Raw genomic sequence first — 20,224 nt, 5'->3', positions numbered from 1 at the left:
ACGGGATGCCCGCCCTGCGCCCCGGCCCGACCGACGCCGCACCGCCCGCGCCGCCCGCGCGAGCCGCGCGCCTGAACCCGCTCGCCGTGCTCGCCCTGCTCCTGGGAATCCTGCTCAGCCCCCTCGCCGCCCTCTTCGGTCACCTCGCCGCCGGCCAGATCACCCGGTCCCACGGCGCCGAGCGTGGGGCCGTCCTGGCGTGGGTCGCGATCGGGCTGGGGTGGCTGTGGCTCCTTCTGCTCGTCATCATCGCCGCCGCCGTCTGGGTCGCCCTCGCCTCATGACCGAGGCCCCCGCCCGCACCGCCGCGACCCCGGCCTCCCGGGTCGAGCCCGCCGCGCGCCTGCCCCTGCGATGGGGCCGCTACGACGATCGCCGGGCGATCGGCCTGCTCCTCATCGTCGGCGGACTGCTGCACCTGCAGTCCTCCGACACGGGCAATCTCATCCCGCTCATCACGGGCTCAGCGGCTCACATCGCCGGCTGGCTGATCATGCCCGCGGCCGGGTGGCGCCGCGTCCTCCCCCTCGCGCCCTCGACGCTCGTCGTCTGGCTCCTCCTCACAGGCCCCTCCTCGATGTGGACGCTCACCATCCCCTTCCTGTTCTGGCTGCTCGTCCGGCACCGGCCGTGGCGCAGCGTGCTCGCCGTCGGCCCGGTCCTCCTCAACGGCGTCGTGTGCGCGGCGCTGTTCGCCGAGTACCGGTGGATGCCCGTGGCCCTCGCCCTCTCCGCCGCCGTCGTCGTCGGGTCGGCCTGGGGCGCTCGGGCCCTCGCCCGGCCCGTGGCGAGCATCCGCCGCCCCGCCCGCGGCGCCGCAGCGACCGATACGCCCACAGCGAGCGCATAGCCTCCGACGTTCCTTCGCCGAGCATCCCTCTCTACACTGGTGTCAGTGCCGACCGGGGAGCCTCCCCGCGGCCGACACGTCGAAGAGGAAACCATGGCAACGTCCAATCCCGCTTTCTCGAACTCCCCCGCCTTCACGCACAACGCGACCAAGGCGATCCAGTTCTCGCAGACCCCGAGCGCCGAGCAGCTCGACGAGCTCTACGGCCGGCCCGCCGCCACGGCTGAGCAGACCGACCGGATGACGTACGAGAACACGATCCAGAAGATCGTCGGCTCGTTCGCCGTCCTCCTCGCGGCTGCGGCCATCGGCTGGTTCGTGCCGCTGCTCGCGATCCCCGCCGCGATCGCCGGCTTCGTGGTGTCGCTCGTCCTGATCTTCAAGAAGAAGCCGAGCGCGCCGCTGACCCTCGCGTACGCCGCACTGGAGGGCCTGTTCGTCGGTGGCATCTCGGCGATCTTCGAGCAGATCGCTCCCGGTGTCGCCACGCAGGCAGTCATCGCGACCTTCGTGATCATCGGTGTCGTCTTGGTGCTGTTCCGCAGCGGCAAGATCCGCGCCTCGAAGCGAGCGACCAAGGTCTTCATGATCGCGATCATCGGCTACGCCGTGTTCTCGCTCATCAACCTCGGTCTCATCGTGTTCGGCGTCAACAGCGACCCGTGGGGCATGCGCGGCGGCGAGATCTTCGGCATCCCGGTCGCCCTGCTCCTGGGTGTTCTCGTCATCCTTCTCGCCTCATACTCGCTGGTGCTCGACTTCGACTCGATCCAGCAGGGCGTCCGCCGCGGCGCTCCGGCCGCCTTCGGGTGGCAGGCGGCTTTCGGCATCATGGTCACAGTCGTCTGGCTCTACATCGAGATCCTGCGCATGCTCGCGATCCTGCGCGGCAACGACTAGACGACGCGCCACTCAGCAGGAATGGGCCGCCCTTCGGGGCGGCCCGTTCTGCGTTCCGGTTCGGGCGAGGGCGGAGCGGTCAGTGGCCGCGGATGACCGCGACCTGCCGCACCGCGGCCGCGTAGGCGGCGTTACCGGCGGCGTTGGGGTGGAGGCTCTCGACCGAGGACCCGTACGCGATCCACGGGTCCGCCGAGCCGATGCCGTGCGCAGCGAAGTCGGCGGTGACGTCGACGAGCGAGACACGGGGGTTCCCGGTGAGGAGGACCGCCTGCGCGAGGGCGCCGTTGAGGGCGTCCGTCGCGCCGTTGACGGTGGCCGCGGTGACCGGATCGGGGAACAACGGGTCGAAGAGCCGCGGATAGGTGAGGACGGAGATCCGCGCCTTCGGGAAGGCCGCCGCGACCGCGCTTTACGTGCCCACGAGACTCTGGGTGACCGTCGGCAGATTCGCGATCGCCGCACCGAACGCCTGGGCGCACGCGAGCGACTGCGAGTCCGCGCTACACGCCGCCACGATCGCGGCCGCTGCGGCGTCGATGCCGCCGACCGTGATGGTCACGAGTGAGGCGTTCGCCGCCACCCGGTCACCGACAGCCGCGATCTGACCGGGGATGCTCGCCGTGCTGGCCGCCGAGCACGCCACGTTGATCGTCCTGGCCCGGTAGCTGCTCGTGCTCGCGATGATCGCCGGGTAGCTCGGAGCCGCTGGGCGACGCTCTGGTGGGGGCGATCCCCGCTGCGACCACGAGACCGAGGGTGAGGATCGAGACCGCGCTGAGCCGTGACATGAAGCGCATTCGGGTTTGCGTGATTCGTGTCATGGCGTGACAACACGTCCGGGACGGGCGCACCGCAGGTGGACCGATCGGTCGGCGGCCGCGTCAGCTCGTCACGAGCCGGCGACTACTCCCACTCGATCGTCCCCGGCGGCTTCGATGTCACATCGAGCACGACGCGATTCACGTCGGGCACCTCGTTCGTGATGCGGTTCGAGATGCGCGCGAGCACGTCGTACGGAAGGCGCGTCCAGTCGGCCGTCATCGCGTCCTCGCTCGACACGGGGCGCAGGACGATCGGATGCCCGTACGTACGGCCATCGCCCTGCACGCCGACCGACCGCACGTCGGCGAGCAGCACGACCGGGCACTGCCAGATCTCGCCGTCGAGGCCCGCGGCCGTGAGCTCCTCGCGCGCGATCGCGTCGGCCTGGCGCAGGATCTCCAGGCGCGCCTCGGTCACCTCGCCGATGATGCGGATGCCCAGACCCGGGCCGGGGAAGGGCTGGCGGCTGACGATCGCCTCGGGAAGGCCGAGCTCGCGGCCGATCGCGCGCACCTCGTCCTTGAAGAGCGCGCGCAGGGGCTCCACGAGCTCGAACTCGAGGTCCTCGGGTAGACCGCCGACGTTGTGGTGGCTCTTGATGTTGGCCGTGCCGGTGCCGCCGCCCGACTCGACGACGTCGGGGTAGAGCGTGCCCTGCACGAGGAATTTCACGGCCTCGCCCTCACCCTGCGCCTCGAGCACGAGCGCCTCGGCCGCGTTCTCGAAGGTGCGGATGAACTCGCGCCCGATGATCTTGCGCTTCGTCTCGGGGTCGGCGACGCCCGCGAGCGCGTCCATGAACTGCCGCCGGGCATCCACCGTCACGAGGCGGATGCCCGTGGCTGCGACGTAGTCCTCCTCGACCTGGCGGCGCTCGTCGGCCCGCAGGAGTCCGTGGTCGACGAACACACACACGAGCTGGTCGCCGACGGCCTCGTGCACGATCGCCGCGGCGACCGCGCTGTCGACGCCGCCGGACAGGCCGCAGATGACCCGGGCATCCCCCACCTGCTCGCGGATCCGCTCGACCTGCTCGGCGATGACGCTCCCGCTGTTCCAATCCGGGGTGATGCCCGCGGCGCGGTGCAGGAAGTTCTCGAGCACGCGCTGGCCGAAGTCGGAGTGCTTCACCTCCGGGTGCCACTGCACGCCGTACAGCTTCCGCTCGTCGCTCGCGAAGGCCGCGACGGGCGTGCCGGGTGTCGAGGCGAGCACCTCGAAGCCGTCGGGCGCCTTCGCGACCGAGTCGCCGTGGCTCATCCACGTCGTCTGGGACTCCGGCTGCTCGGCGAGCAGCGCGCCGCCGTCGCCGTGCACCGTCATCGTCGTCGCGCCGTACTCGCGGCGACCCGTCTTCGCGACCTCGCCGCCGAGCTGCTGCGCCATCACCTGGAAGCCGTAACAGATGCCCATGACCGGCACGCCGAGCTGCAGGATGCCCGGATCCAGGCTCGGCGAGCCCGGCTCGTACACGCTCGACGGCCCGCCGCTCAGGACGATGCCGACGGGGTTCATCGCCGCGACCTCCTCGGCGGAGATCGTGTGCGGCACGATCTCGCTGTAAACGCTCGCCTCGCGAACGCGGCGGGCGATGAGCTGCGCGTACTGAGCGCCGAAGTCGACGACGAGAACGGGGCGGTGGTCGGTCTCGCTCACGCGGAGGCCTCCTGGGTCGTGGTCTGCTGGTCGAGCTCGGCGACGATCGCCTCGACCTCGCGCGGCACCTGCCGCTCGAAGTAGAAGGATAGGAAGGGCACGATTCCGCCCATCGCGATCCAGAGGAAGCGGAGGAAGGCGTAGCTGCGCGCCCCCTGGTAGGCGACCCGCCACAGCACGAAGTCGCACGCGAGGTAGACGACGTAGAGCCAGCCGTGCACCGTCAGGAGCACGATCGAGAGGTTGACGCCCGTCAGCTCCTCCTTCGGCGTGAGTGCGAGGAACCCGTCGGGGCCGAGCAGCTCGATGTCGCGGCCGAAGCCGTAGCGCGTGACCATCATCACGACGAGACCGAGCAGGAAGAGGCCCGTGACGATCGACGAGACCTTGAAAACGGCGAGCGTGCGACGGATGAGGGGAATGTCCGAGGGCTGGGGGCCGAGCGCCATGGCTCCAGTCTAGGCGGGCGGGCTGGGGGCTTCGGCCGCCGTCGACGCCTCTGCGAGCGCCGCCTGCTCCTTCTCGTACTCGTCGCGCACGAGGCGCCACCAGAGGTACACGGCGAAGCCGCCGAACAGCACCCACTCGATCGCGTAGAACAAATTCAGGAGGTTGAGCTCGACGTCGCCCTCGGGCGGGGGCGCTGCGATCTCCTCGAGCCCCGGCGGAGCATCCGCCGCCGCCAGATAGCCCGAGTAGACGAGGTCGACATCGCGCCACAGGTTGATGAGCTCGGCCACCGCGATCGCGCGCCGCTCGCCCGCCTCGAAGTCGGACTGCTGCGGCGACTCGCTCGGAACGTACCGGCCGACGAGGCTCGCCTCGCCGACGGGCAGGTCGGGGATGTCCGCTCCGGGAGCCACGAACCCCACGACGACCGCGAGGCTCGCCCCATCGCTCGTCACGAGGTGCCGGACGATCCAGTCGCCCGGCTCGCCCCCGCTCTCGCGACCCGTCGCGACGACGTCATCGCCCTCGACCCACGTGCCGTCGACGCTCACCGTGCGCCCGCTCGCATCGGAGGTCATGACCTCCTGCGGCTCGGCCACCGACTCGAGCGGCACGGGCGTCTCCGTGTCGCGCTCGATGACCGTCGCCGCCTCGATCGAGCGCTCGAGCTGCCACTGGCCGAGCGCCGCGAACACCGCGGCGACGCCGAGCGCGAGCAGGAGCGCCGCGATCCACTTGGGGCGACGGGCGATGCGCCACACGGCTGGCTAGTGCCCCTGGTAAGGCGCGACGACGACATCCACCCGCTGGAACTCCTTGAGATCGGAGTAGCCGGTCGTCGCCATCGAGCGCCGGAGGGCGCCCATGAGGTTGACCCGCCCGTCGGCGTGCGAGCTCGGGCCGAAGAGCAGCTGCTCGAGCGACGCGAGCTGGCCGACGTGCACGCGGTTGCCGCGCGGGAGTTCGGGGTGGTGCGCCTCCGCGCCCCAGTGCCAGCCGCCGCCCGGCGCCTCCTCGGCGCGCGCGAGGGTCGAGCCGAGCATGACGGCATCGGCGCCCATCGCGACCGCCTTGACGATGTCGCCACTCGTGCCGAGGCCGCCGTCGGCGATGACGTGCACGTAGCGGCCGCCCGACTCGTCGAGGTAGTCCCGTCGCGCGGCGGCGACGTCGCTCACCGCGGTCGCCATCGGGGCGTGGATGCCCAGGCTCAGGCGCGTCGTCGACGCGGCGCCGCCGCCGAAGCCGACGAGCACGCCGGCCGCGCCCGTGCGCATGAGGTGCAGCGCGGCGGTGTAGGTCGCGGCGCCGCCCACGATGACGGGCACGTCGAGCTCGTAGATGAACTTCTTCAGGTTGAGGGGCTCGCTCGACTTCGAGACGTGCTCGGCGCTCACCGTCGTGCCGCGGATGACGAAGAGGTCGACGCCCGCGTCGACGACGACCTCGTGGTGCTCCTGCGTGCGCTGGGGACTCAGGGCCGCCGCCACGGGCACGCCGGCCGCGCGGATCTCGGCCAGGCGCGCGCTGATGAGCTCGGGCTTGATCGGCTCGGCGTAGATGCGCTGCATCTCCGCGGTCGCCTCGGGGCCGTCGAGCTCGCGGATTCGGGCGAGCTGCGCCGCGGCATCCTCGTACCGCGTCCACAGCCCCTCGAGGTCGAGTACTCCGAGGCCGCCGAGGCGCCCGATCGCGATCGCGGTCTCGGGGCTCACGACCGAGTCCATCGGGGCGGCGATGACCGGGATGTCGAACTTGAGAGCGTCGATGCTCCAGGCGATCGACACGACCTCGGGGTCGCGCGTGCGCCGACTGGGCACCACCGCGATGTCGTCGAAGGAGTAGGCCCTCCGGGCGCGCTTGGCCCGCCCGATCTCGATGTCCGTCACCGCATCAGCCTATCGGGCGGGGGGTGAGGGGTAGCGTGACGCAGGCGGGCGGCACGAGCCGGCCGCGGAGGGAGCACCCGTGACCGGCAGCGCACTCAGCATCCAGCGGCCGGGCCTGCGCGACGTGCCGCCGCTGCGCATCGCGGTGGTCGGGGCCGGCGGCTGGGGAGCCCAGCACGCGCGCGTCGTCACCGAGCGCGTCGACACCGAGCTCGTGGCCGTCGTCGGGCGGTCGCCCGAGCGCACCGCCGCCCGCGCGGCCGCGTACGGCACGCGCGGGTACACCTCGATCTCCGGGATGCTCGAGGCCGAGCATCCCGATCTCGTCATGGTCAGCCTCCCGAACGAGGGGCGCTTCGCGCCGACGCGCGAGCTCCTGCAGGCCGGTGTGCCGCTGCTCGTCGAGAAGCCGCTCGTCTTCGACCTGGGCGAGGCCGATGCGCTGCTCGACGCGGCGGGCGACACGTTCTTCGCCATCAACTTCAATCATCGCTACGCCGAGCCGGTGCTGCGCGCGCGGGCGGCTCTGCAGGCCGGTGAGCTCGGCGACCTCGTGTTCGCGACCTGGCGCTTCGGCGGCGAGGCCAACCGCGGGCCGTCGCCGCACGCCAACCTCATCGAGACGCAGTGCCACGGCTTCGACATGCTCGAGCACCTGTGCGGGCCGATCGCCTCGGTCGCCGCGCAGATGACGTCGATGACCTACGGCGCGTTCAGCACCGTCGCGATCGCGCTCGAATTCGCGTCGGGAGCCGTCGGCACCATGCTCGGCTCGTACGACTCGTCGTACGCCTACCCCGACACCCAGCGCGTCGAGCTCAACGGCACCGCGGGCCGCGCGGTCATCCACGACACGGTACGGGCGCTGACGCTGCAGTCAGTCGGCGACGAGACCGAGCGCGTGTGGCGCCCCGGCTACTTCGACGACGAAGCGAGGTCGTTCGAGCGCACCTTCGACCGTCACCTGGATGCTGTGCTCGCGGCTCTGCGCGCGGGCTCGCCCCCGCCCGTGCCGGCGTCGGCGGGTCGCCGTGCGCTCGAGCTCGCGCACGCGGTGATCCGCTCGCACGAGTCGGGCGCTCGCGTGCCGACGCCGCCCTCGCGCGGCTACCGGCGGTAGTTGGGCGCCTCGACGACCATCTGGATGTCGTGGGGGTGCGACTCCTTCAGACCGGCGGCCGTGATGCGCACGAACTTGCCGCGCACCTTCAGGTCGTCGATCGTGCGGGCGCCCGTGTAGAACATCGACTGCCGGAGGCCGCCGAGCAGCTGGTAGACGACCGAGCCGACCGGGCCGCGGTAGGGCACCTGCCCCTCGATGCCCTCGGCGATGAGCTGCTCGTCGCTCGGCACATCGGCCTGGAAGTAGCGGTCGCGCGAGTACGAGGTCTTCGTGCCGCGCGTCTGCAGCGCGCCGAGCGAGCCCATGCCGCGGTACGACTTGAACTGCTTGCCGTTCACGAAGATGAGGTCGCCGGGGCTCTCGTCGGTTCCCGCGAGGAGCGAGCCGAGCATCACGGTGTCGGCGCCGGCCACGATCGCCTTCGCGATGTCACCCGAGTACTGCAGGCCGCCGTCGGCGATGACCGGAACGCCCGCGGGGCGCGCGGCGAGCGATGCCTCGTAGACGGCGGTCACCTGGGGAACGCCGACGCCCGCGACGACGCGGGTGGTGCAGATCGATCCGGGACCGACGCCCACCTTGACGGCGTCCGCGCCGGCATCCACGAGCGCCTGGGCCCCCGATCGCGTCGCCACGTTGCCGCCGATGACGTCGATGTGGGCGAAGGCGGGGTCGGCCTTCAGGCGCGCGATGATCTCGAGCACGCCGCGGCTGTCGCCGTTCGCGGTGTCGACCACGACGACGTCGACACCGGCGTCGCGGAGGCGACCGGCGCGATCCCAGGCATCGCCGAAGAATCCGATCGCGGCGCCGACGCGGAGGCGGCCCTCCTCGTCCTTCGTAGCGTTGGGGTACTGCTCGCTCTTGTCGAAGTCCTTCACGGTGATGAGGCCGTGCAGGCGGCCCGCCTCATCGACGAGGGGCAGCTTCTCGATCTTGTGCTTCGCGAACAGCGCGAGCACCTCGCCCTGCGAGATGCCGACCGGCCCCGTGATGAGCGGCACCTTCGTCATGACGTCGCGCACGAGGGTCGACGAGGCCTCGAACGGCGAGACGAAGCGCATGTCGCGGTTGGTGATGATGCCGACGAGGCGACCATCGCCCTCGACCACGGGAAGACCGGATACGCGGAACTGCCCGCAGAGTGCATCCACCTCGGCGACCGTCGCATCGGGCGTCGTCGTGACCGGATTCGAGATCATGCCCGACTCGGACCTCTTGACCTTGTCGACCTGCTCGGCCTGCTCGTCGATCGAGAGGTTGCGATGCATGATGCCCATGCCGCCCTGCCGCGCCATGGCGATCGCCATGCGGGCCTCGGTCACGGTGTCCATCGCGGCGGAGAGCAGCGGAGCGTGCACCCGGATGCGGCGCGTCAGCCGCGAGCTCGTGTCGGCCTCCGAGGGGATGACGTCGGTGTGCGCCGGCAGGAGCATGACGTCGTCGTAGGTGAGTCCGATGAAGCCGAACGGGTCGGGCTGGTCCATGAGTCCCCTTGGTCGAGAGAGGTCGAGAGCCGAAGATTCCCGGATGCGGCGTCGGATACCGGTGCTCCATCTTAACGAGTTAGGCCGTCGAGTATTCCGCCGTCATAATGGGGGACGGTCGGGAGGCCGCGCCGAGAAACACGGGCGCAACATCCCGTCCGTATCGTCATCGTGGACGAAACTCGGGCTACCCGCCCGCGGGGCAGAGCGCCTCACCCGAAACGACCTGGAGGTTTCGTGGCTCACGCTGCTAGCAGACCACGCGCGCGAAAGGCCTCGCGATTCCTCGCCGGCCTCTTCGCCGCGGGATTGGCTGCACTCTCACTCTCGATGGCATCTCCGGCGATGGCGGACGAGGTCGGCCTCGACGACTACGACTTCCGGATCTTCGGAATCGTCGAGCTCGCCGATGAGCCGCTGGAGGACGTCCTGCTCGTCATCGCCGGGAACGGCTTCGAGGTCGACGTCGAGTCGGATGCCGAGGGTCGCTGGGCGGTCGGGGTTCCGGAGCGGGGCGACTACACCGTCACCCTCGACGAGAGCTCGCTGCCCGAGGGCATCGCCGTCATCGACGAGGACCGCGAGGCGCCCAACGTCCGCGAGGTGAGCGTCGGCCAGAGCGGCAGCACGGTCGCCAACTTCTTCATCGGTCAGGGCGAGCGCAACACGACGAGCTACATCGACCAGGTGTTCGAGCGCATCTTCAACGGTCTGAACTTCGGTCTGCTCCTCGCCCTCGCCGCGATCGGCCTGTCGCTGATCTTCGGCACGACGGGCCTGAGCAACTTCGCGCACGCCGAGCTGATCACCTTCGGGGCGCTCATGACGTTGCTGTTCGGCGTCTTCCTCGACGTGCCGATCTGGCTGGCCATCCCGATCGCGCTGGCGCTGAGCGGCGCCTTCGGGTGGCTCAACGACGCGGCGCTCTGGAAGCCGCTCCGTCGGAAGGGCGTCGGGCTGATCCCGCTCATGATCGTGAGCATCGGCCTCTCGCTCGCGGTGCGCTACGTCTACCAGTACTTCATCGGCGGCGGCACCTCGCAGCTGCCGGGCGCGACCGACACCACCGGGTCGATCGGCCTCTTCGGCCTGACCTGGGTGGACGTCGCGAGCATGGCGCTCTCGGTCGTGGTGCTCCTCGGCGTCGCCTACTTCCTGCTGCGCACCCGCATCGGCAAGGCGACGCGTGCGGTCTCCGACAACCCCGCGCTCGCGGCGGCGAGCGGCATCGACGTCGACCGCGTCATCCGGATCGTCTGGGTGCTGGCCTCGGTCCTCGCCGGGCTCTCGGGCATCCTGTGGGCGTACTTCCGACCCGGCGTCAGCTGGGACATGGGCTTCCAGATCCTGCTGCTGACCTTCGCGGCCGTCACGCTCGGAGGCCTCGGCACCGCGTTCGGAGCCCTCGTCGGTGCGATCGTCGTCGGAATGTTCGTCGAGATCTCGACCCTGTGGATCCCGTCCGACATGAAGTACGTCGGCGCCCTCGTCATCCTCATCATCGTCCTGCTCATCCGGCCCCAGGGAATCCTCGGCCGCAAAGAGCGGATCGGCTAGGAGCGCATCATGATCGACTGGCTTCTTCTCTTCTCCAACGCCGCGCAGGAGATCATCTCTCCCACCACGGCCGCCTACGCGCTCGCCGCCCTCGGGCTCGCGATCCACTTCGGGTTCACGGGCCTGCTCAACTTCGGGCAGGCGGGCTTCATGGCCCTCGGAGCGTACGGGTACGCGATCGCGACCCTGACCTTCGGCTTCCCGGTGTGGGGCGCCATCCTCTTCGGCATCGGCGCATCGATCGTCTTCGCGCTGATACTCGGCGTGCCGACGCTGCGATTGCGCGCCGACTATCTGGCGATCGTCACGATCGCGGCCGCCGAGATCCTCCGTCTGCTCTTCACGACGAACACCTTCGAGCCGGTCACGGGCTCGGCGAACGGCCTCCAGGGCTACAAGGGCGGCTTCGAGGAGCTCAACCCCATCCCCGAGGGCACCTACGGCTTCGGCCCGTGGGTGTACAACGAGTACGACTGGTGGGTGCGCATCTTCGGCTGGGGCCTCGTGGCGCTCGCGGCGCTCATCACCTGGCGCCTGATGTCGAGCCCGTGGGGTCGCGTCATCAAGGGCATCCGCGAGGACGAGGATGCCGTGCGCGCGCTCGGCAAGAACGTCTACTTCTACAAGATGCAGTCGCTCATCATCGGCGGCGTGTTCGGCTCCCTCGCCGGAATGATCTTCATCCTGCCTCGCGCCGTCGTCCCCTCCAACTATCAGACCTCCCTGACGTTCTTCATCTACGCGATCCTGCTTCTCGGCGGCGCGGCGACGGTGCTCGGCCCGATCCTCGGATCGGTCATCTTCTGGGTTCTGCTGTCGTTCTTCTCGGGCTTCATCGCCCGAGCCGTCGAGGCTGGCTGGCTGCCTTTCATGTCGAGCGTCCAGGCAGGTCAGCTTCGATTCATCCTGGTAGGGATCGCGATCATGGTCATAGTCATCTATCGACCACAGGGCATCCTCGGCAACAAGAAGGAGCTGGCCTTTGTCAAGTAGCGCCGGCGCCAACGGCGCCCCCGTCAAGTCCACCGGTCTGCACGTCGGCGAGCCCGCTCCCGGCGTCAAGAAGGTTGACCCGATCATCGTCGCCGACGGCATCAAGCGGCAGTTCGGCGGCCTCACGGCAGTCGACGTCGAGCACCTGGAGATCCCGCGCGGCGCCATCACGGCGCTCATCGGGCCCAACGGTGCCGGCAAGACCACGCTCTTCAACCTGCTCACGGGGTTCGATAAGCCGAACGAGGGCACCTGGACCTTCGACGGCCAGTCGATCTCCGGCGTGCCGGCGTTCCGCGTGGCGCGCAAGGGCCAGGTGCGCACCTTCCAGCTAACCAAGGCGCTCGGGCTCCTCACCGTCCTCGACAACATGAAACTCGGGGCGAAGGGGCAGTCGGGCGAGAGCCTCGCGCGGGCCCTCTTCCCGTGGTTCTGGCGCAAGGAGGAGGAGGCGATCGAGGAGCGCGCTCTCGACCTGCTCGCGCGCTTCAAGCTCGATGGGAAGAAGGACGACTACGCTGCGAGCCTCTCCGGCGGCCAGCGCAAGCTCCTCGAGATGGCGCGCGCGCTCATGAGCGAGCCGACGCTCGTCATGCTCGACGAGCCGATGGCCGGCGTGAACCCGGCACTGACGCAGTCGCTGCTCGACCACATCCTGAACCTGAAGAAGGAGGGCATGACCGTGCTCTTCGTCGAGCACGACATGCACATGGTCCGGCACATCGCCGACTGGGTCGTCGTGATGGCGGAGGGCCGCGTCGTCGCCGAGGGTGATCCTCACGAGGTCATGGCGAACCCCGCCGTGATCGACGCCTACCTGGGCTCGCACCACGACCAGGACCTCGGCGAGCCCGACACCGACGTGGTGACCGCGATCAAGGAGCTGGCACATGACGATGCCGACGAGTCCAAGCACTGAGGCCGCCGCAGCGGGGTCCGCGGCGGCGACGACGCGCGAGATCGTCGTCCACGTCGACACCGTGACCGCGGGCTACCTCCCGGGGATCAACATCCTCAACGCGTGCTCGCTCACCGCACACGCCGGCGAGCTCATCGGCATCATCGGCCCCAACGGCGCCGGGAAGTCGACCCTCCTGAAGGCCATCTTCGGACTCGTGAAGGTCCGGGAGGGGAAGATCACCCTCTACGGCGAGGACATCACGAACCTCAAGGCCAACAAGCTCGTCGCCAAGGGCGTCGGATTCGTCCCGCAGACGAACAACGTCTTCCCGACCCTCACCATCCGCGAGAACCTCGAGATGGGCATGTTCCTCAAGCCCAAGGAGTTCGAGCACCGCCTCGACTTCGTCACGAGCATCTTCCCCGAGCTCGGCAAGCGGCTCTCGCAGCGCGCGGGCTCGCTCTCGGGCGGCGAGCGGCAAATGGTCGCCATGAGCCGCGCGCTCATGATGAGCCCCGAGGTGATCCTGCTCGACGAGCCGAGCGCGGGGCTCTCGCCCGTTCGCCAGGACGAGGCGTTCATCCGCGTCCGCGAGATCAACAAGGCCGGCGTGACGACGATCATGGTCGAGCAGAACGCGCGGCGCTGCCTGCAGATCTGCGACCGCGGCTACGTGCTCGACCAGGGCACCGACGCCTACGAGGGCACCGGCCGCGACCTCCTCAACGACCCCAAGGTCATCGGCCTGTACCTCGGCACCCTCGGTCAGGAGTAGACCCGCAGCACCCGCGGAACGGCCCCCGAGCGCTCCGGCGCGCGGGGGCCGTTCCGCGTCTCGTCGCTCCCGTGCCTCGACCGAATCAAGGGAGCGAGGGCCGCTTCTCCCGCGTGCCGCGGCGACACGCCGCGTCGCGGGCCGCCGCTCCCTGCATTCGGTCGGGGCCGCTGTGCAGGGGCAGGCGGCGCGCGGCGTACGCCGACGCGTGGGCGAGGGGGCTGGGCGCACGGGTCGGGCGCACGGCGCAGCGGGGCGACGTGCGCGCCCGGCGCACCACGGGCATCCGGCGGACGGGGAAGGGCCCCGGCGCGAAGCCGGGGCCCTTCCGCACCGCGCTAGCGAGCGCTAGTTGATGCGGCTGTAGGTGTTGTCGTCGCCGTACTCGTAGACGCCAATGGTGGCCTCGGTCGGGTCGCCGTTCTCATCGAACGTGATCGGACCGGACGCGCCGTCGAAGTCGACGGTGCCGCCGTCGAGGATGATCTGCGCGGCCGACGCGAAGTCGGTCGCCTTCTCACCGTCACCGGTGCCACCGGAGACCTCCTGAAGGAACGACGCGATCTCGGTGCCCTCGGTCGAGTTCGCCGCGAGAGCGGCGAGCGCGAGGAGGATGACGGCATCGTACGACTCGGCGGCGTACGAGAACTCGGTCAGCGCCGGGTCGACCTCGAGCAGGCGCTCGCGGAAGTCGTCATCAATGGCCGGGCCGGGGAGCGTGCCCTTCGCACCGGTGATGAGACCGGCCTCGAAGTCCGCGCTGTAGTCGGCGAGGTTGCCATCGACGAAGTACAGCGAGTCACCGGGGTAGCCCGCGCCCACGAGGGCGGGAACGACGACCTTGGCCTGGTCGAACGTGATGACCGCGATCGCGTCGGGAGCGGCGGCGGTCAGCGAGGAGATCTGAGCATCGAAGCTCGTGTCGCCCTCGTTGAACAGCTGCTCCTCGACGACCTCGCCGCCCGCGGCCTCGAACGACTCGGTCAGCGCGGCCGCGAGGCCGGTGCCGTAGGCGTCATTGAGGACGAGGAGACCGAGAGTGGCCGCTCCGTCACCGGCGATGACGTTGCCGAGCACCTCGCCCTGGAGCAGGTCGCTCGGGGCGGTGCGCCAGTACAGGCCGTCGTCGTCATAGTTGGTGAAGTCGGGCGAGGTGTTCGCCGGCGAGAAGTGCACGACGCCGGCGCCCGTGATCTGGTCGATCACCGTGAATGAGACGCCCGACGATGCGGCGCCGACGATCGCCGATACGTCCTGCGAGAGGAGGTCGGTGACCGAGACGGTCGCAGTGTCGGTCGTTGTGTCGCCGGAGTCGCGGTGGATGACCTCGATCTCGATGCCGAGATCAGCCTCGTTGATCTCCTGCGCGGCGAGGTCGACGCCCGCGATCTCGGGCGGCCCGAGGAACGCGAGAGCGCCTGACTGGGGAAGGATGGTGCCGATCGTGAGAGTGAGGTCCTCGCGGGGGCCCTGCGACTCCTCGGGCTCTTCCGCGGCGGGCGCAGCGCAGCCGCTCAGGATGAGCGCGCTGGCGCCGAGCAGCGAGAGGCCGCCCAGAGTCGCCGAGAAGGACCGCGAGCGGCCGGCCGAGGCCGTGGTGAATACGCCCATGTTGCTCCTTGCGTAGTTCGAATGTGTTCAGGAAGACGACGATGCGCATGCACCATCGCTGTCCTGCCACGGTGGGTGACGGAGCGGGCGCGCACAATACATTGGGGTTACAGCCCTGTAACGCCCCGAAACGAATTCATGGGGGATTCTCCGCAGCGGTTTTCGCAGATGACGCGCTTTCCCGCGACGGATTCCGCAGTTCCGGCGGCCAGGTGCTCGCGCCCCGCCGGACGTCCGTTGCCGTGCTCGCGAGCCGTCGATGACGCTCAGTCGCCGAGCACCCCGTCGCGCTCGGGAGTGCCCGCCGCGGAGTAGCGGAACAGGGCGAGCCGCGCATCCACCACATCTCCCGACTCGTCGATCGTCAGGAGGCCGCTGAGGCCGTCATAGTCGGGTTCGCGGTCCTGAGCGAGGACGTCGAGGCAGGCGCCGAAGCTCGTGCACGGCACGCCGTCGGCTGCGGCCGCGCGCAGCGAGGCAGCGATCGAGGGTCCGCCGTCGTCGCCGGCGAGCTCAGCGGCGAGCGCGGCGAGGATCACGGCGTCGTACACCTCTGCAGCGAAGCCGAATGAGGGGATGCCCGGGTCGGACTGCCGCAGGATCGTGCGGAAGCGGTCGCTCACATCGGCTCCCGCACGCACGCCCTGGGCTCCCTCGAGCGCTCCCTCATTCACGACTGCTGCATAGTCGACCAGGCTGTCGCCGAGGAGCCAGAGCCCGCCGGCCTCCAAGCCTGCGTCGACGAGGGCCTCGAGGGCCGCTCCGGTGATGGGAGCGAGGTCCGCGCTCGTGGCGGCGATCACGCTGTCGATGGGGCGGGGCGCGGCCTCCTCGCCATCGCCCGCCTCGGGCTCGAGCAGCTCGCGCGCGAGGGTCGAGGCGCGGGTGGCGGCGGTGAGCGGCTCGGGCACGACGACGTCGACGTCGGCGCCCTCGAGTGCGGTGCGTAGCGCATCGGCGAGCGCGAGACCCTCCTCGCCCTCGGCGGTGAGGAGCGCGATCGACTCGACGCCGTCGGCGACGAGGGCCCGCCCGACCGCGGCGACCTGCGCGGTGAGCGGCGGAGTGACACGAAAGAGCACGTCTGCGGGGTCGGCCGCCCCGACGGCCGCGGTGCTGGCTCCTGGGACGAGCATCGTCACGCCGGACTCGGCGGCGAGCGGTGCGATGCGGAGCACGAGGCCAGGGTCGGACGGACCGATGACGACGTCGACTCCGCGCGAGACGAGGTCGGCGAACGACTCCTCCGCCTTCGGCGTCGCGGGGTCACCCACGTCGCGATGGATGACCTCGACCGGAGCGCCGAGCACGCCGCCGGCCGCGGCGATGTCACGCACGGCGATCTCGACGGCCGCGACCTGGACGGGACCGCGGGATGAGGACGGGCCGGTGAGCGGTACGAGCGTGCCGATGCGCAGGATGCCGTCGCCGCTCGGCGGAATGGGCGTGGGCGTCGCGGTCGTGACGACGGGCGTCGGAGTGGCCACGGGCTCCGTCGCGGTGCACCCGGCGAGCGCGACGGTGGCGAGGACGAGGGCGAGGGCGGTCGCGGCGGCGGGGCGCATGAGGGATCCTTCCGAGGTGCAGGGTTCGGCGGCACACTACCCGGCCGCGACCTCGGGCACGCGCACCGCTCCGGTGCGCCGTCGGTGCCGCACGGCGTCGAGGGTCAGGACGACGAGTGCTAGCCAGACGAGCGCGAAACCGAGCCAGCGCTCGGGCGGCATCGGCTCACCCATGACGGCGACCCCGAACGCGAACTGCAGCAGCGGCGCGAGGTACTGGATGAACCCCATCACCGTGAGCGGCAGCCGACGCGCGGCGCCCGCGAACAGCAGGAGCGGCACGGCGGTCACGATGCCCGCGAGCCCGAGCAGGGCGACGTGCCCGAGGCCCTCCCGCCCCATCGTGAGCTCGCCGGCGCTCGCGAGCACGCCCAGCACCACGACGGCGAGCGGGGTGAGCCACGCGGTCTCGAGGGTGAGCCCGGCGACGGCCCCCACGCGCGGGCCCATGCGGTTCTTGAGCAGGCCGTACACGCCGAACGAGAAGGCGAGGGTGAGCGCGATCCACGGCGGCTGGCCGTAGCCGATCGCAAGCACGAGCACCGCGGCGACGCTGATCCCGACGGCGACCCACTGCCACGGACGCAGCCGCTCGCGCAGCACGAGCACGCCGAGGGCGACCGTGACGATCGGATTGATGAAGTAGCCGAGGGCGGCCTCGACGATGAAGCCGTTGGTCGAGCCGTAGACGTAGACCGTCCAGTTGACGGCGATGAGGATGCCGGCCGCGAGGCTCAGCACCATGATCCGCCGGTCGCGCAGCACCGCCGCGAAGGGCAGGAACGCCCGCGTCACCGCGAGCAGCGCGACGCAGAACACGAGGGACAGCACGACCCGCCAGGCGACGATCTCGACCGCGCCGCTCGGCGTCAGGAGGAGGAAGTAGGCGGGCAGGAAGCCCCAGAGCCCGTAGGCGCCGATCGCGAGCAGCAGCCCGCTGCGAGAGGCGCGGGAGTCGGGCACCGGGTCAGTGTACGCCCGGGAAACTGCCCGTTCGGACGCGAACGGCCCCCGCCCGCCGAGGCGGGAGGGGGCCGGATCGCAGCGCCGCGACTAGCGGACGATGACCGCGAGGATGTCGCGGGCGGAGAGCACCAGGTACTCCTGGCCGTCGTACTTGACCTCGGTGCCGCCGTACTTCGAGTAGATGACCTTGTCGCCGACCGCGACGTCGAGCGGGACGCGGTTGCCGTTGTCGTCGATGCGGCCGGGGCCGACCGCCACGACCTCGCCCTCCTGGGGCTTCTCCTTGGCGGTGTCGGGGATCACGAGACCCGAAGCGGTGGTCTGCTCCGCCTCGACCTGCGTAATGACGATGCGATCTTCGAGCGGCTTGATGGAGACCGACACGGTTGACCTCTTCTTTCCTAAGACGTTGAGGGGATTGGCACACTCGCCCTGCGAGTGCCAGGGTCAACTGTACCGAAGCGGTTAGCACTCATGCAATCCGAGTGCCAGCGCGCGGCATCGGAGCGCGTGGGAGGATCGGACGATGGACGCGAGCGAGGTGCGGGAGCTGCTGACGGCGGAGGCGCTCGACCTGCTCGCGGGCCTCCCGCCGAGCGACTCGACGGCCGATGCGGTCTCGCTCGTGGCCGGTCTGCGCCGCGCCGGGCATCCGCCCGCTCGCGTCTCCGCCGTCCTCACCCAGCACCGACTGCGCAGGAAGGCCGTCGCGAAGTTCGGCCCGTTCGCCGAGCGGATGCTCTTCACCGAGGCGGGCCTGGAGCAGGCCTCCCGGCTCGGGGTCGCGGCGCAGCACGCCGGCCGGTACGTCGCGGCGGGCCTCACGCGCGTCGCCGACCTCGGATGCGGCATCGGCGGCGACGCGATGGCGCTCGCGGCGCTCGACCTCGAGGTGCTCGCCGTCGAGCGCGACGAGCCGACCGCGGCGATCGCCGCCTACAACCTCGCCCCGTGGGAGCGCGCGACCGTCGAGCTCGGCGACGCCGAGGCCGTCGACGCGACCCGCGTCGACGCCGTGTGGCTCGACCCCGCGCGGCGCACCGGCGCGCGGCGACTGTCCTCCCCCGACGACTGGTCGCCCTCGCTCGACGCCGCCCTCGCGATCGCGCGGCGTCGACCCGGCGGCATCAAGCTCGCGCCCGGGATGGACCGCGCGCTCATCCCCGCCGACGTCGAGGCGCAGTGGGTGAGCGGCGGCGGCGAGGTCGTCGAGGTCGTGCTGTGGAGCGGCGCGCTCGCGCGGCCGGGCATCCGACGGGCGGCGCTCGTGCTCGGCCCGCAGGGGGCCGCGGAGCTCGTGGCGGCCGACGATTCGCCGGACGTCGAGGCCGGCCCCCTCGGGGAGTACCTGTACGAGCCCGATGGGGCGGTCATCCGGGCCCGCCTCATCGGCGACCTCGCCCGATCGATCGAGGGGCGGATGCTCGACGCCACGATCGCGTGGGTGACGGCCGATCGGCTCGCGCCGACGCCGTTCGCGCGGGCGTTCCGCGTGCTCGAGCGGTGGCCGCTCGACGCGAAGCGGATTGCGAAAGCGCTGCGCGAGCGCGGCGTCGGGACGATCGAGATCAAGAAGCGCGGCGTCGACATCGACCCCGCGCTGTTCCGGAAGCAGCTCAAGCCCCAGGGCCCGAACGCGGCGACGCTCGTGCTGACGCGGGCCGCGGGCGAGCGCGTGGCGCTACTCGTCGAGCGCGTCGACTGACGAGAGCCGGTGGCGCCCGCCCGGTGCGGTCGGGCTCGTGAGGCCTAGCCGGCGATGCCCGCAATGCCGGCGAACAGCCCGACGGCGAGGAGCGGGATGAGCAGCGTCGCGAGCAGGATGATGCCCCAGATGATCGAGATCCCGAGGCCGACGTAGCCGCAGGCCAGCCCGGCGATCGCCATGGAGCGCCCGGCCGGCTCGCGTCGCAGGCCGAGGTGGCTGAGGATCACGCCGACGAGCGCTAACACGAGGCCGACGGCGGCGAACGAGGCGAGGAACCCCACGACGCCGAAGACGAGGCCGAGCACGCTGAGCGTCTGCGCGCTCGCGGGGGCGGGCGGGTGCGGCGCGACCGAGGGGAACTCGGCGGTCGAGCCGGGCTGAGCGTCGGCGTCAAGTGCGGGTGCGGGTGCGGGTGCGGGGGCCGTCTCGGGCTCGACGGGCGTGGACATGCGGCTCCTCGGGGCTGGGTCGCTTCCAGCGTACGCGCGACGACCCGCCGGCGCGGAGCGCGGGCGGGCCGTCGGGCGACGCGGATCAGTACGTCGAGTAGCTCGTGAACCCGGCGGTGGCGATGAGGCCCACCCAAAGCAGAACGAGCAGGAGCCCGCCGACGATGCCGATGTAGCCGACGACGAGGCCCGCGATCGCGAGACCGCGGCCGCTCTCGCCGGTCTTCTTGATCTGGTTGAGCGCGATGTGGCCGCACACGACGCCGGGGATCGAGATCCAGAGGATCGACAGCACGAGCGAGACGATCGCGAGCACGTTCGTCTTCTGCGCAGGAGCGGCGGCATACGGCGTCGAGGACGCGTACGGGTTCTGGCTCGCGTACGGGTTCGGCTGCGCGGCCTGGGCCGGCTGGGCCGGCTGGGCCGGCTGCGAGGGGTAGTCGGGCGAGGGAGGCGGCGGGGCGTCGGTCATCGAGGACTCCTGGTGGCGGGGTGAGGGCGACGGTGCTGGCCGCCGGG

General features: G+C 70.7%; 22 protein-coding genes. 9 read left to right on the top strand and 13 right to left on the bottom strand.

The window, feature by feature from the left end; translation table 11 throughout:
• The 3 genes from FHX53_RS13040 to FHX53_RS13030 form a co-directional block, all read left to right on the top strand.
• On the top strand, window positions 1-284 hold a 284-nt coding region (locus FHX53_RS13040; RefSeq protein WP_182491830.1), incomplete at its 5' end, for a DUF4190 domain-containing protein.
• Window positions 281-850: a hypothetical protein gene (locus FHX53_RS13035; RefSeq protein WP_220476445.1), complete on the top strand. Its 570-nt coding sequence runs from the start codon at window positions 281-283 to the stop codon at window positions 848-850. The genes FHX53_RS13040 and FHX53_RS13035, both read left to right, overlap by 4 nt.
• A gap of 93 nt (window positions 851-943) precedes the next feature.
• Window positions 944-1,750 (top strand): Bax inhibitor-1/YccA family protein, encoded by an 807-nt coding sequence (locus tag FHX53_RS13030; RefSeq protein WP_182491828.1) that lies wholly within the window; start codon window positions 944-946, stop codon window positions 1,748-1,750.
• 79 nt (window positions 1,751-1,829) lie between these two features.
• On the opposite strand, the gene FHX53_RS13025 is transcribed toward FHX53_RS13030, so the two are convergent.
• From FHX53_RS13025 to FHX53_RS13000, 6 genes are all read right to left on the bottom strand, one after another.
• Window positions 1,830-2,093 (bottom strand): SGNH/GDSL hydrolase family protein, encoded by a 264-nt coding sequence (locus FHX53_RS13025; protein WP_182491826.1) that lies wholly within the window; start codon window positions 2,091-2,093, stop codon window positions 1,830-1,832.
• Window positions 2,094-2,162: 69 nt separating this feature from the next.
• A complete protein-coding gene (locus FHX53_RS13020; RefSeq protein ID WP_182491824.1) occupies window positions 2,163-2,396 on the bottom strand; it encodes a hypothetical protein in 234 nt (77 codons plus the stop codon).
• A 260-nt stretch (window positions 2,397-2,656) separates the two neighbouring features.
• A complete protein-coding gene (gene guaA / locus FHX53_RS13015; protein WP_182491823.1) occupies window positions 2,657-4,231 on the bottom strand; it encodes a glutamine-hydrolyzing GMP synthase in 1,575 nt (524 codons plus the stop codon).
• On the bottom strand, window positions 4,228-4,680 hold the full coding sequence (locus FHX53_RS13010; protein ID WP_182491821.1) for a DUF3817 domain-containing protein: 453 nt from the start codon (window positions 4,678-4,680) through the stop codon (window positions 4,228-4,230). Before FHX53_RS13010 ends, guaA begins: the two co-directional genes overlap by 4 nt.
• A 9-nt stretch (window positions 4,681-4,689) precedes the next feature.
• A complete protein-coding gene (locus tag FHX53_RS13005; protein ID WP_182491819.1) occupies window positions 4,690-5,442 on the bottom strand; it encodes an SURF1 family cytochrome oxidase biogenesis protein in 753 nt (250 codons plus the stop codon).
• 6 nt (window positions 5,443-5,448) lie between these two features.
• Entirely contained in the window at window positions 5,449-6,570 is a 1,122-nt protein-coding gene (locus tag FHX53_RS13000) for a GuaB3 family IMP dehydrogenase-related protein (RefSeq protein ID WP_182491817.1), read from the bottom strand.
• Window positions 6,571-6,649: 79 nt separating this feature from the next.
• Here FHX53_RS13000 and FHX53_RS12995 point away from each other — a divergent pair, with 79 nt between their 5' ends.
• Window positions 6,650-7,690 (top strand): Gfo/Idh/MocA family protein, encoded by a 1,041-nt coding sequence (locus FHX53_RS12995; RefSeq protein ID WP_343051028.1) that lies wholly within the window; start codon window positions 6,650-6,652, stop codon window positions 7,688-7,690.
• On the opposite strand, the gene guaB is transcribed toward FHX53_RS12995, so the two are convergent.
• Window positions 7,678-9,180: an IMP dehydrogenase gene (gene guaB / locus FHX53_RS12990; RefSeq protein WP_182491815.1), complete on the bottom strand. Its 1,503-nt coding sequence runs from the start codon at window positions 9,178-9,180 to the stop codon at window positions 7,678-7,680. The two genes, FHX53_RS12995 and guaB, sit on opposite strands and share 13 nt — an antisense overlap.
• Window positions 9,181-9,510: 330 nt before the next feature.
• On the opposite strand from guaB, the gene FHX53_RS12985 reads away from it, so the two are divergent.
• Genes FHX53_RS12985 through FHX53_RS12970 form a run of 4 tightly spaced genes read left to right on the top strand, consistent with a single transcriptional unit; the run spans window position 9,511 to window position 13,406 of the window.
• Window positions 9,511-10,737 (top strand): branched-chain amino acid ABC transporter permease, encoded by a 1,227-nt coding sequence (locus FHX53_RS12985; RefSeq protein ID WP_182491814.1) that lies wholly within the window; start codon window positions 9,511-9,513, stop codon window positions 10,735-10,737.
• Window positions 10,738-10,749: 12 nt separating this feature from the next.
• Complete coding sequence (locus FHX53_RS12980; protein WP_182491846.1) at window positions 10,750-11,730, top strand: ABC transporter permease subunit; 981 nt, start codon at window positions 10,750-10,752, stop codon at window positions 11,728-11,730.
• A complete protein-coding gene (locus FHX53_RS12975; protein WP_182491812.1) occupies window positions 11,720-12,649 on the top strand; it encodes an ABC transporter ATP-binding protein in 930 nt (309 codons plus the stop codon). Before FHX53_RS12980 ends, FHX53_RS12975 begins: the two co-directional genes overlap by 11 nt.
• Window positions 12,627-13,406, top strand: a complete 780-nt coding sequence (locus FHX53_RS12970) for an ABC transporter ATP-binding protein (protein WP_182491845.1) — start codon at window positions 12,627-12,629, stop codon at window positions 13,404-13,406. The genes FHX53_RS12975 and FHX53_RS12970 overlap by 23 nt, the downstream gene beginning before the upstream one ends.
• A 348-nt stretch (window positions 13,407-13,754) precedes the next feature.
• Here the strand turns inward: FHX53_RS12970 and FHX53_RS12965 are convergent, their stop codons facing one another.
• From FHX53_RS12965 to groES, 4 genes are all read right to left on the bottom strand, one after another.
• Window positions 13,755-15,017: an ABC transporter substrate-binding protein gene (locus FHX53_RS12965; RefSeq protein WP_182491811.1), complete on the bottom strand. Its 1,263-nt coding sequence runs from the start codon at window positions 15,015-15,017 to the stop codon at window positions 13,755-13,757.
• Between the two features lie 266 nt (window positions 15,018-15,283).
• Window positions 15,284-16,582: an ABC transporter substrate-binding protein gene (locus FHX53_RS12960; protein WP_182491809.1), complete on the bottom strand. Its 1,299-nt coding sequence runs from the start codon at window positions 16,580-16,582 to the stop codon at window positions 15,284-15,286.
• A 36-nt stretch (window positions 16,583-16,618) separates the two neighbouring features.
• Window positions 16,619-17,545 carry an EamA family transporter RarD gene (gene rarD, locus FHX53_RS12955; RefSeq protein ID WP_182491808.1) on the bottom strand — a complete coding sequence of 309 codons (927 nt, stop codon included), beginning with the start codon at window positions 17,543-17,545 and terminating at the stop codon, window positions 16,619-16,621.
• A 90-nt stretch (window positions 17,546-17,635) separates the two neighbouring features.
• Window positions 17,636-17,932: a co-chaperone GroES gene (gene groES, locus FHX53_RS12950; protein ID WP_168914950.1), complete on the bottom strand. Its 297-nt coding sequence runs from the start codon at window positions 17,930-17,932 to the stop codon at window positions 17,636-17,638.
• A gap of 142 nt (window positions 17,933-18,074) precedes the next feature.
• Between groES and FHX53_RS12945 the strand changes: the two genes are divergently transcribed.
• The gene (locus FHX53_RS12945; protein WP_182491806.1) at window positions 18,075-19,253 is read left to right on the top strand and encodes a class I SAM-dependent methyltransferase; all 1,179 of its coding nucleotides are present in this window, start codon (window positions 18,075-18,077) and stop codon (window positions 19,251-19,253) included.
• Between the two features lie 44 nt (window positions 19,254-19,297).
• Here FHX53_RS12945 and FHX53_RS12940 read toward each other — a convergent pair whose 3' ends face one another.
• Window positions 19,298-19,705: a DUF4190 domain-containing protein gene (locus FHX53_RS12940; RefSeq protein WP_182491804.1), complete on the bottom strand. Its 408-nt coding sequence runs from the start codon at window positions 19,703-19,705 to the stop codon at window positions 19,298-19,300.
• 85 nt (window positions 19,706-19,790) lie between these two features.
• Window positions 19,791-20,177: a DUF4190 domain-containing protein gene (locus FHX53_RS12935; protein WP_182491803.1), complete on the bottom strand. Its 387-nt coding sequence runs from the start codon at window positions 20,175-20,177 to the stop codon at window positions 19,791-19,793.
• Window positions 20,178-20,224: the final 47 nt, after the last annotated feature.

This window comes from Microcella alkalica (assembly GCF_014137945.1).
Lineage (GTDB): Bacteria > Actinomycetota > Actinomycetes > Actinomycetales > Microbacteriaceae > Microcella > Microcella alkalica.
Note: the sequence above shows the minus strand (reverse complement) of the source record. Positions and strands in the feature narration are given on the sequence as shown.